Below are 9,082 nucleotides of genomic sequence, written 5' to 3' on the forward strand. Positions count from 1 at the left end.
CGACACTGACCGGAAGTCGCGATCATCATGTTGATGGTTACCGAGAACAACCACCTAGCGGCTGCGCTTGAACCGATGGCGATACGCACCAACTATAGCTACAAAGCCATCTGCAAAGCCAATCCGAAAGAGTTCGAGAACGCCAAGCTTGTTTCAGACCACGTTGTCCTCACCGAGTCGGCGCTTGGCAACCAAGAAGTCGCCATCGTTTTCAAGCCGCGAGCCGAATGGCCCAAAATGTTCAAATTCCTAAGGCTCTACCGCGATGTATCCTCGGTATCCAAGGCAATCGTCAATGACGCGAGTCGCCCCTAGGGATCATCACGCGGCAGGTCTCCGCGCACATCATTTCAGTTCGGTCCTCTCTACGCAGCACTTAATTTCTCTTTTCGTACATAACGTCCGACCGCAATACGTACTTGATGCCGGCACTTATCTCCGCGCCCTGGTGCGACTGGTTGTGAGGGAAGACCAGCAGCATTCCCTCCTGCGGACGCACAGTCTCCCACCTGAACTGGGTGTCGCCGCCTTCGAAACCGGCATTCAGGTAAATCAGGAACGTAAGCAGGCTTACCTCGTCCGGCGACTTTTCAAAGGAGCCGTCCTTGTGCCATTTGAAGTACTCGCCGCGGCCATATCGGTAAAACGAAAGCGCTCATTCAAGCCGCTAAGGCGCGGCTCGCGCAAACAGCCACTGGGCCAGGCATGGATCGTCGAAGATCACGCGGTCGTTATTGCGGATATCTATACGCCGTACTGACCCGGTAGCCAGGTTGACTTCAGACGGCTGGTAGCCCATCTCTTCGCCCATTTCGATGTAGCGTTGGCATTCGGCTTCGTTGAGGAACTGGTTCACTGTGAAGACCCCGAGGCCAAGTTGTTCTGCTTGCATCATGTCACCTTTATCCCTACTTAGTATACATATTACACTAACTTATTTCGCATTTTCACTAAGTTATTTTGATTTATCACTAAGGGCGTTAAAATGGCCTCGTTAATAAGTGAGGGCGTTCATGAGCGGCAGCGAAACAGAGCAGGAATTTCTGCGGAATTACAGTATTCACGACTTCGACGTTCCGCTCACCAGCGTCGATCTCGTCATCTTCACGATTCGCGAGCAAGCATTGCACGTGCTGCTGGTGAAGCGCGGCGAGCATCCACACAAGGGGCGTTGGGCGCTGCCAGGTGGTTTCATCGACATTCACCGTGACCGCGATCTCGATGCGACAGCGCTACGCAAGCTGCGCGAAAAGACTGGCGTTGAAGCGCCCTACCTGGAACAACTGCAAGGGTTCGGCAGCGCCACACGCGATCCGCGTGGCTGGTCGGCGACGTTCGCCTACTTCGCCTTGATCGGGTCGGATGGAATGGAGCTGCGCCATGGCTCCGGCAGCGATGCGGCCAGTTGGCATCCGGTGGAAACCCTGACGGCACAAGAGACGCTGGCCTTTGACCATTCGGCCATCCTCGAAGTAGCCCTGCAGCGCTTGCGTAACAAGGTTGAGTACACGTCGATTCCCGTGCATTTGCTGTCGGAGGAATTTACGCTGACGGACCTGCAACGCGTGTATGAAACCATCCTCGGACGCCCGGTGGAAAAAAGCGCGTTCCGGAAACGGATCAAGGAAGGCGATTTTCTTGAAGAGATTTCAGGCAAGCAGCGCCATGGCAGCAACCGCCCTGCACAGTTGTATCGGCTGCGGGCGGGCCATCCGACTGTTTACTTCAACCGCATGATGGGCGCGGGTGGTTGACCGTTGAATGTAGATTAATGCAGATGAAAAAAAGCTTGATCAAGCCGCTGACCGCAATAGTGCTGATAGCAGTACTTATCAGCCTTATCTGGTCTGGATATAAATTCATGACACACAGGACTGAGATGGCGCGGTGGTCACTTGAACAGGCAGAAGTGGATGCGAACCACGACATCAAGTCTGGAACAATCAAGATTTATCTGCATGGCTCCTTTGCTGCTTACGCTGTTGGCGTGGATGACGTGCTGCTACAGCTGCCGAACGTCAATGATCAAGAGACCATGCGTACATGACATCCAATCATCCAGAACAGCTTGTGCGATCGCTTGACGTCTTTGGGCTGATCGGCGGAACAGCCGCCGCAGCTATTGGCGTTTATCTTGCGCCGTCCCCCTCGTTTGATCCGGATGGCTGGGGCTATTGTGGAATCAGCGCTGCCTATCCAATCAGGCTACCCGAACCACCCCCTCAGTTTGGGCTGGATTCCTATCAGTGTTTGCTGCATCCAATCGGGGTAGCGATGCTATTGACCTACCTGGCAGCGGTGTTTTGGATCTCGGGAGCCTTCGCTTCGCGCATAGGCCAGAGTGTCAGCCCGAGACGCGGAGCGGCCGCAGGTGCGTTAGCCATTGTGCCGGCAATCCTGGGAATGCTTAACCCAACTGACGGCGTTGATGCTGCGCCTACCATCATGGTTGGAGCGGCCATGATGATTGGGGCGACCGCGATTGCCTACGCTGGCGGCACACACGCCAAGCGTCCGGATTTTACAAATTAATCGAAGAGCCATGAGCACTCTTGAACGAGCCATCGAAATTGCCGCGGCGGCGCATGCCGGCCAGGTCGACAAGGCTGGGCAGCCCTACATCCTTCACCCTCTGCGCGTCATGCTTCGCGTCTCAAGCGATTGCGAACGCATGGCCGCTGTGCTGCATGACGTGGTCGAGGATACGCCGGTGACGCTGGCTCAGTTGAGCGAGTCAGGCTTTCCGCCCGAGGTCGTCGCAGCCATTGAGGCGTTGACCAAGCGCCCCGGTGAAACCCGCCTGCAGGCCGCGGCGCGCACTGCATCGAATCCGATTGCACGCGCAGTCAAGCTCGCAGACAATGCAGAAAACATGGACCTTAGCCGCATCGCCAATCCGACAGAAAAAGACTTTGCGCGGATTGAAGAGTATAAGCAGGTTCGCGCCCTCTTGATGGCCTCGGAATCAAATTGACACGCACTCTCGACATCACATTGGCATTTGGCCTCGGCGCTGCGCTGCTTGCGGCGACTTTCATCTTTGGTGACCCAGCCTACTTGGGGCCGTGGTATTACGCCCTTGCCTGGTGCGGTTTGGTAGGCCTGATCCAGATCGCCAAGGCACCACCATTATCGACACTGGGCGCGGCTACCGCGCTGGCCGCAACCTTCCTCGGCTACTGGGCATGGCAAGCTTCGCTGGTACGTCCGGAAGGTCTGCTGGGCCTCGGCCACCTGTTCTCGCTGCCTGGCCTTGCAGTGGCGGCGGTTGTTGCGGCTTTATATGCACGTCGCCGCAGCCTCAGGCCTGCCACCGCTTTCGCGGTGACCTTCGTCGGGTGTTTCGCTGGTTTTGGCGCCGCGCAGCTAGCCGCTTGCCGGATCGTCATATATTGTGGTCCGATTTCAGGGATGTGAATCAATCGCAGAGGGAGTACCTGCCATGGCGACACCTGTTGGACCGTTCAAAGCCGTAGACACTTACCTCCATCTTGGCCCGGAAGGAACTTCAGTTCCGCTCGAAGTCAACGAATCGTTCTGGCAAAACCTGACTTCGGGCGGCTTTGCCCACCTCGGTCCGGGGCGGTTGGTGTCGACTTACGATTTCAGCGAAGACTGGACAAGCTGGGAACAGCATCCCGCCGGCGAAGAAGTCGTCGTGCTGATTTCAGGCGCACTCGAATTTGTGGTGGAAATGGACGGAGGCGAGCGGAAGGTCAGGCTGGACCAGGCTGGCCAATTCCTGCTCGTCCCGCGCGGCGCCTGGCACACGGCCAACGTCGACCGAGAAGCGAAAGTGCTGTTCATCACGCCAGGAGAAGGCACCGGCCATCGTCAAAGGGAATAAGATGCAAGAAAAAGCGGAGGCTCTCAAGCCCATCCTTTCCTTGATCGGCAAGTCCGAGAAGGCGCTGCAAAAGGTGGCGGCAGGGACATGGCAGCACGCCATGCTCGGCGCCAATCTCAAGGCTTTGCACATTGCTGCTGCCTTGATGAAAGGGGACCAGGATGCCTTCTCCCGGCTTGCTCCGGACGAACAAAAATCCGCCCTTCAAAGCCTGGCGTCAATGATCGGGAAAACAGAACAAGCCCAGTCCAGATTCGCGGCGGGGACGCCGCAACGCACGCTCCTGAAGAACCGGCTCCATGCATTGCGAGCAGCTGAATTATTGGTCTGCGAAGCCGGCGAAACTACTTGAGCTTTTCGGCGTACATCTTGCGGAACTTGGCCACCTTCGGCGCCACCACGAACGCGCAATAGCCTTGCAGCGGATGCTGCACGAAGTAGTTCTGGTGATAATCCTCGGCCTTGTAGAACTGCGCGGCCGGGGCCAGTTCGGTGACAATCGGGGCGTCCCATACATGGGCCATTTCGGCGATCACCTGGCGCGCAGTGGCTTCCTGTTCGTCATTCTGATAGAAGATCACCGAGCGATACTGGGTGCCGACGTCATTGCCTTGGCGGTTTAGGGTAGTCGGGTCGTGGATCGTGAAGAAAATGACCAGCAGGTCGCGATAGCTGATCTGGGATGGGTCAAATTCCATCCGCACCACCTCGGCATGCCCGGTTTCGCCGGTACACACCTGCTCATACGTGGGATTCGGCTGCGCGCCGCCCATGTAGCCGGATTCGACCTTGGTGACACCTTTCGCCTCCAGGTACACCGCTTCGGTGCACCAAAAGCATCCACCGCCCAGGATTGCTACTTCAGCCATATCGCCCTCCTCACGTGCCGGAAGTATTACTGTAGCGCAAATCGGCGCGCACTGCTCAAAAAGTGCCGCCCTAGCTAAAATCCCCGTCGCTTTCGCCAAAGGTTAGACTATCGTTCTTTGGCATAATCTCTTTGAAACAAACAGGTCCCGCATGAATACCAGCTCCCCACGCGCCACCGAGCGTGAATTCGACAGTGTGCATTTTCGCCAGGCACTGTCGCAATTTGCCACGGGTGTGACCGTGATTACCACGCGGCTCGCTGATGGCAGTTTCCGTGGCTTGACGGCCAGTTCCTTCAATTCCGTCTCGCTCGACCCGCCATTGGTGCTGTGGAGCCTGGGCACTGGCGCCAACAGCCTGCCCATTTTCAGCGGTAATTCGCACTATGTGATCAATGTGCTGAGCGCCGACCAGGCCCATTTGGCCAAGCTGTTTTCGACCCGTACGGAAGATCCGTTCGGTACCGTCGAATTCGAGCTGTCGCGCACCGGCCAGCCGGTCCTGAAGGGTGCCACGGCGTGGTTTGAATGCCACAACCGTAGCCGCTATCCAGAGGGCGACCACGTGATTTTCGTGGGCGAGGTCGAGCATTGCGAGTTCGCCGGGAACGCACCGCTGGTTTTCCACGGCGGGAAGTTCCGTGACCTGTTGAAATGATTGATTTTTTTATAAACAAAGAGAGACAGGAAGCAACATGAGCAAAGCCGCATTCCACTGGGACGATCCCCTGCTGCTGAACGACCAGCTTAGCGATGACGAACGCATGGTGCGCGACGCCGCCGCGGCTTATTGCCAGGACAAGCTGCAACCGCGCATCCTGGAAGCCTTCCGCCACGAGCAGATGGACACGTCCATCTTCCGCGAAATGGGCGAACTGGGCCTGCTGGGCCCGACCATCCCTGAGCAATACGGCGGTCCCGGCCTGAACTACGTGGCTTACGGCCTGATCGCACGCGAAGTGGAACGTGTCGATTCCGGCTACCGTTCGATGATGTCGGTGCAGTCTTCCCTGGTCATGGTGCCGATCTATGAATTCGGTACCGAAGCACAGAAACAGAAGTACCTGCCAAAGCTGGCGACCGGCGAGTGGATCGGCTGCTTCGGCCTGACCGAGCCTAACCACGGTTCCGACCCGGGCTCGATGATCACCCGCGCCAAGAAGGTGCCAGGCGGCTACGCGCTGACCGGCTCCAAGATGTGGATCACCAACTCGCCGGTGGCCGACGTATTCGTCGTGTGGGCCAAGGATGACGAAGGCGCGATCCGCGGCTTCGTCCTGGAAAAAGGCATGAAAGGCCTGTCCGCACCTGCGATCCACGGCAAGTTCGGCCTGCGCGCTTCGATCACCGGCGAAATCGTGATGGACGAAGTGTTCTGCCCTGAAGAAAACGCCTTCCCGGATGTACGCGGCCTGAAGGGCCCGTTCACCTGCCTGAATTCGGCCCGCTACGGCATCGCCTGGGGCGCACTGGGTGCGGCGGAAGCCTGCTGGCACACTGCCCGCCAGTACACCCTGGACCGCCAGCAGTTCGGCCGTCCACTGGCAGCGAACCAGCTGGTGCAGAAGAAGCTGGCCGACATGCAGACCGAAATCACGCTCGGCCTGCAGGGCTGCCTGCGCCTGGGCCGCATGAAGGACGAAGGCACTGCCGCCGTCGAAATCACCTCCATCATGAAGCGCAACTCCTGCGGCAAGTCGCTGGACATCGCCCGCGTGGCGCGCGACATGCTGGGCGGTAACGGCATCTCGGACGAGTTCGGCATCATCCGCCACATGGTGAACCTGGAAGTGGTCAACACCTACGAAGGCACGCACGATATCCACGCCCTGATCCTGGGCCGCGCGATGACCGGCATCCAGGCCTTCCAGTAAAGCAAAAATTGTCCACTTCGTTCCTGACCCCAGGTGGACAAAAAATTCCTGGCGGGCTTAAACGGGCTGCGTCAGGAAGTTGAGATTGGCCGCTGCGTTTTTTGATTTCGCAGCGGCTTTTTTATTGTCGGTCGACAGCTTCTGCCAGCGGTCGACGAAATCCGCCAGCGCGTGCATCAGCGCTACCTGCTCCTTCGTCTTGGCGATGATGTCGCCGAGCGCTTTGTGCAGGCGGCTCGATTCATCCACGATCTTCTGCGTGGGCGCTTCGGTCGACACCGGGCCGAAGCGGTGCATGAATGCTTCATGCGCCTCACGGAAGCGCGCGATCATATTGGCCATGTCGAGGTAGGCCGCGGCGGCGGCGGCGCGCGCGCCGTCGGTGCTGCCGGGGTCGGAGGCCGCGTCTTCGAATTCATTCTGCTTGGCTTTCAGGCGCCGCAGGGAATCGAAGTAGTCCAGCATGTATTGTTCAGTCAGTGACGCCATCTTTGCCTCCATTAGTCGTTAGCCTTCTTTTCAGCTTCTTCGATTTTCTTTTTGCCCTCTTCAACGCTGTCTTTCACCGCCTTGATGAAGGCTTGCAGTTCGCTGCGCCGGATGTCCCAGCCAAGTTCTTCTCCCATCTCCGCCAGCCTCGCCTGCGCGGCGGCGGTACCGCTGCGCGTATCCGGAACCGGTGCCAGCAAGGCTGCCACCGCTGCTTCGTTCCTGGCGTTGGTATCGGAGTACTCAGCCTGGCTCAATGCCAGCCCTTCGGCATTGGCGACCAGGTTATCGATCAGGGTGACGGACAGCTTGTCTCCCGCCGCAACGCGGGCTTGCAAATCGCGCTGTTTCTCACGGTCGACGAAGGCTATTGCCTTGCGTTGGGCCAGCAGGGAGTCGGCACGGGCCTTCATGGAATTTCGCTCCACCCGGCGGAATTCCGTTAGCGAAGACTCCAGTTGGGCGATCAGGCCAACGCCATGGTTTGCCTGCTCCATCACGGGCTTTGGCGTGGAACATCCGCACAGCGCCAAGGCGGCAAGCATCGGGGCGATACGCATTATTGAACTCCTTTCGCTATGAACAGCAGTGCAATCGAGTTCACCAGGCCAGTGATGTCTTCCTTGCGCACCCCGGCGTCGCCATATTCCGCGAGCTGGTTGATGGTGGACGAGATCAGCACGTTCCACTGCGCGATATTGCCTTCAGCGTAGGCGATGGCGCGCTCGTGGTCGAGCGCATTGCGCTGGATCTCGGTCTTGTTCACTTCCGCAGCCAGGCGCCCGTTGGCATCCAGATAGGAGGCGGCGCTCTTCCAGACTTTGGTCTTGTCTTCAAAGGCCTTGCCGGAGGTGGCTTTGGCCGTTTCGGCCGGCGCCAGCGCAGCCCGCATCTGCATCGCCGCCATGTCGGCACCGACCGCCTGCAAAGCCTGATGGCCGTAGCTCAGCGAACGAAGCTGTTCGAGCTGCCAGCTCATCTTGGACTCCAGCAGTTGCAGTTCCATCGCCTGCAATTGAGCGTCCTTGGCGGCGGCATCGGCTTTTGCCTGCTCCAGGTTGCGTAGCAGCAGTGCGGCCGCCAAGCGCGGCTTCTTCGCATCCGTCAGCGCCACGTTCGATTTGTCGAACCATTCGGCCAAGCTGGCCAGCGCCGCACTGGTGCTGCCGTTTTCGCCCTTGCTATCGGCGTTTCCGGCCAGCGAGGCCAAGGTCGCATCAAGTGCTTTTACCCGCTGCTCGGATACGAACTGGCGCGAAACCGGGTCCGGCAGCTTCTCGATTTTTGCCAGCGCATCGCCAAGCTCCTTGGCGATAGACTTCAATTTGTCCTGCGCCCGCTTCGGATCTGCGGAGAGCTTTTCCAGCTCGCCGCTGTATTCCTTCGACAGCTTGGAAACCTGGTTGCGCGCCGCAAGGCTGGCCGCCTTGGCGCCGCCGATTGCCGCACGGGCCTCGGCAACTTCTTTCTGGGTAATCGCCAGCGCACCGCCCTTGAATTCGAAAATGGAGCCCGCGGTCAGGCCGGTGCCCGAGCATTCGTCAGCGGCGCTCATCCAGGCCGCCCGCAGGTAAGCCGGCGCACCCGCGTGGGCCTGCGCCCAATCGTCAAACGATTGCTGCGACATGGCGCCGCAAGCGGGCATCTCGACGCCGGCGCGCGTGAACTCGATCTCCGCGTCGTGCAGGTTGCTCTTCGCCCTTTCCTCCTTCTTGAGGGCAGCGGCCCAGGCGACGGCAGCTTGCGGCGAACCGGCCAGCGCCAGCAGCTGCTTCTCGATCGGCTCCTTCAATTGCGTCGCGACGGTGCCGTCGAACACCATGGAACGAATCAGCGCATCGCGCCTGGCCTTTTGCAGCGCCTCTTCAGTCTTGAGCTGTTCGGCCAGCAGCGCCGCCTCGCCTTTGCGTGCAACATTGAGCTGGCCGGCGATATCCACCGTTTTCCACGCTTCCTTGGCAGCCTCGCCCTGCTTGTGCCGCGTTTCGCTATACACTGCACAA

15 protein-coding genes and 1 pseudogene are annotated in these 9,082 nt (G+C 59.0%); 10 read left to right on the forward strand and 6 right to left on the reverse strand.

The genetic code is table 11. The features are described 5' to 3' along the window. Nucleotides 1-27 precede the first annotated feature (27 nt). Nucleotides 28-315, forward strand: a complete 288-nt coding sequence (locus BM269_RS02850) for a hypothetical protein (protein ID WP_211482651.1) — start codon at nucleotides 28-30, stop codon at nucleotides 313-315. 61 nt (nucleotides 316-376) lie between these two features. Here the strand turns inward: BM269_RS02850 and BM269_RS30145 are convergent. Together BM269_RS30145 and BM269_RS29615 are read right to left on the reverse strand one after the other, a co-directional pair. Next, nucleotides 377-637 (reverse strand): annotated as a pseudogene (locus tag BM269_RS30145) (2OG-Fe(II) oxygenase); the annotation flags it as partial. Between the two features lie 30 nt (nucleotides 638-667). Beyond that, nucleotides 668-895 (reverse strand): hypothetical protein, encoded by a 228-nt coding sequence (locus tag BM269_RS29615; protein WP_211482652.1) that lies wholly within the window; start codon nucleotides 893-895, stop codon nucleotides 668-670. Between the two features lie 118 nt (nucleotides 896-1,013). Between BM269_RS29615 and BM269_RS02860 the strand changes: the two genes are divergently transcribed. The 7 genes from BM269_RS02860 to BM269_RS02890 are packed head-to-tail and all read left to right on the forward strand — an operon-like array spanning nucleotide 1,014 to nucleotide 4,199. Further along, nucleotides 1,014-1,754, forward strand: coding sequence for an NUDIX hydrolase (locus BM269_RS02860; protein ID WP_090435501.1), 741 nt, complete (start codon nucleotides 1,014-1,016; stop codon nucleotides 1,752-1,754). Nucleotides 1,755-1,771: 17 nt separating this feature from the next. Further along, the gene (locus tag BM269_RS02865; RefSeq protein WP_090435502.1) at nucleotides 1,772-2,047 is read left to right on the forward strand and encodes a hypothetical protein; all 276 of its coding nucleotides are present in this window, start codon (nucleotides 1,772-1,774) and stop codon (nucleotides 2,045-2,047) included. Next, nucleotides 2,044-2,532 (forward strand): hypothetical protein, encoded by a 489-nt coding sequence (locus BM269_RS28965; RefSeq protein WP_139232651.1) that lies wholly within the window; start codon nucleotides 2,044-2,046, stop codon nucleotides 2,530-2,532. Before BM269_RS02865 ends, BM269_RS28965 begins: the two co-directional genes overlap by 4 nt. Nucleotides 2,533-2,542: 10 nt before the next feature. After that, nucleotides 2,543-2,974: an HD domain-containing protein gene (locus BM269_RS02875; protein WP_090435504.1), complete on the forward strand. Its 432-nt coding sequence runs from the start codon at nucleotides 2,543-2,545 to the stop codon at nucleotides 2,972-2,974. Next, nucleotides 2,971-3,417, forward strand: a complete 447-nt coding sequence (locus BM269_RS02880; protein ID WP_090435505.1) for a hypothetical protein — start codon at nucleotides 2,971-2,973, stop codon at nucleotides 3,415-3,417. The genes BM269_RS02875 and BM269_RS02880 overlap by 4 nt, the downstream gene beginning before the upstream one ends. 25 nt (nucleotides 3,418-3,442) lie before the next feature. After that, on the forward strand, nucleotides 3,443-3,847 hold the full coding sequence (locus BM269_RS02885) for a cupin domain-containing protein (RefSeq protein WP_090435506.1): 405 nt from the start codon (nucleotides 3,443-3,445) through the stop codon (nucleotides 3,845-3,847). Nucleotide 3,848: 1 nt separating this feature from the next. After that, entirely contained in the window at nucleotides 3,849-4,199 is a 351-nt protein-coding gene (locus BM269_RS02890; RefSeq protein WP_090435507.1) for a hypothetical protein, read from the forward strand. On the opposite strand, the gene msrA is transcribed toward BM269_RS02890, so the two are convergent. Further along, nucleotides 4,192-4,716, reverse strand: coding sequence for a peptide-methionine (S)-S-oxide reductase MsrA (gene msrA, locus BM269_RS02895; protein WP_090435508.1), 525 nt, complete (start codon nucleotides 4,714-4,716; stop codon nucleotides 4,192-4,194). The genes BM269_RS02890 and msrA overlap by 8 nt on opposite strands. A 151-nt stretch (nucleotides 4,717-4,867) precedes the next feature. Between msrA and BM269_RS02900 the strand changes: the two genes are divergently transcribed. Both BM269_RS02900 and BM269_RS02905 read left to right on the forward strand, forming a co-directional pair. Next, nucleotides 4,868-5,374: a flavin reductase family protein gene (locus BM269_RS02900; protein WP_090435509.1), complete on the forward strand. Its 507-nt coding sequence runs from the start codon at nucleotides 4,868-4,870 to the stop codon at nucleotides 5,372-5,374. Nucleotides 5,375-5,411: 37 nt separating this feature from the next. Next, nucleotides 5,412-6,590: an acyl-CoA dehydrogenase gene (locus BM269_RS02905; RefSeq protein ID WP_090435510.1), complete on the forward strand. Its 1,179-nt coding sequence runs from the start codon at nucleotides 5,412-5,414 to the stop codon at nucleotides 6,588-6,590. Between the two features lie 57 nt (nucleotides 6,591-6,647). On the opposite strand, the gene BM269_RS02910 is transcribed toward BM269_RS02905, so the two are convergent. The 3 genes from BM269_RS02910 to BM269_RS02920 are packed head-to-tail and all read right to left on the reverse strand — an operon-like array spanning nucleotide 6,648 to nucleotide 9,075. Beyond that, complete coding sequence (locus tag BM269_RS02910) at nucleotides 6,648-7,079, reverse strand: hypothetical protein (protein WP_139232652.1); 432 nt, start codon at nucleotides 7,077-7,079, stop codon at nucleotides 6,648-6,650. Between the two features lie 11 nt (nucleotides 7,080-7,090). Beyond that, nucleotides 7,091-7,639: a hypothetical protein gene (locus BM269_RS02915; protein ID WP_090435512.1), complete on the reverse strand. Its 549-nt coding sequence runs from the start codon at nucleotides 7,637-7,639 to the stop codon at nucleotides 7,091-7,093. Further along, entirely contained in the window at nucleotides 7,639-9,075 is a 1,437-nt protein-coding gene (locus tag BM269_RS02920) for a hypothetical protein (protein WP_139232653.1), read from the reverse strand. The genes BM269_RS02915 and BM269_RS02920 overlap by 1 nt, the downstream gene beginning before the upstream one ends. Between the last annotated feature and the right edge of the window lie 7 nt (nucleotides 9,076-9,082).

The sequence above is a fragment of the Duganella sp. CF458 genome, assembly GCF_900113115.1.
In the GTDB taxonomy this organism is placed as follows: domain Bacteria; phylum Pseudomonadota; class Gammaproteobacteria; order Burkholderiales; family Burkholderiaceae_D; genus Rugamonas.

Bases quoted from the DNA above. Each gene is read 5' to 3' on its own strand.
- BM269_RS02875 (WP_090435504.1), top strand. From the start codon at position 2,543: ATGAGCACTCTTGAACGAGCCATCGAAATTGCCGCGGCGGCGCATGCC.
- BM269_RS02890 (WP_090435507.1), top strand. From the start codon at position 3,849: ATGCAAGAAAAAGCGGAGGCTCTCAAGCCCATCCTTTCCTTGATCGGC.
- BM269_RS02860 (WP_090435501.1), top strand. From the start codon at position 1,014: ATGAGCGGCAGCGAAACAGAGCAGGAATTTCTGCGGAATTACAGTATT.
- BM269_RS02905 (WP_090435510.1), top strand. From the start codon at position 5,412: ATGAGCAAAGCCGCATTCCACTGGGACGATCCCCTGCTGCTGAACGAC.
- BM269_RS02910 (WP_139232652.1), bottom strand. From the start codon at position 7,079: ATGGCGTCACTGACTGAACAATACATGCTGGACTACTTCGATTCCCTG.
- BM269_RS02900 (WP_090435509.1), top strand. From the start codon at position 4,868: ATGAATACCAGCTCCCCACGCGCCACCGAGCGTGAATTCGACAGTGTG.
- BM269_RS02915 (WP_090435512.1), bottom strand. From the start codon at position 7,639: ATGCGTATCGCCCCGATGCTTGCCGCCTTGGCGCTGTGCGGATGTTCC.
- msrA (WP_090435508.1), bottom strand. From the start codon at position 4,716: ATGGCTGAAGTAGCAATCCTGGGCGGTGGATGCTTTTGGTGCACCGAA.
- BM269_RS29615 (WP_211482652.1), bottom strand. From the start codon at position 895: ATGATGCAAGCAGAACAACTTGGCCTCGGGGTCTTCACAGTGAACCAG.
- BM269_RS28965 (WP_139232651.1), top strand. From the start codon at position 2,044: ATGACATCCAATCATCCAGAACAGCTTGTGCGATCGCTTGACGTCTTT.
- BM269_RS02885 (WP_090435506.1), top strand. From the start codon at position 3,443: ATGGCGACACCTGTTGGACCGTTCAAAGCCGTAGACACTTACCTCCAT.
- BM269_RS02865 (WP_090435502.1), top strand. From the start codon at position 1,772: ATGCAGATGAAAAAAAGCTTGATCAAGCCGCTGACCGCAATAGTGCTG.
- BM269_RS02850 (WP_211482651.1), top strand. From the start codon at position 28: ATGTTGATGGTTACCGAGAACAACCACCTAGCGGCTGCGCTTGAACCG.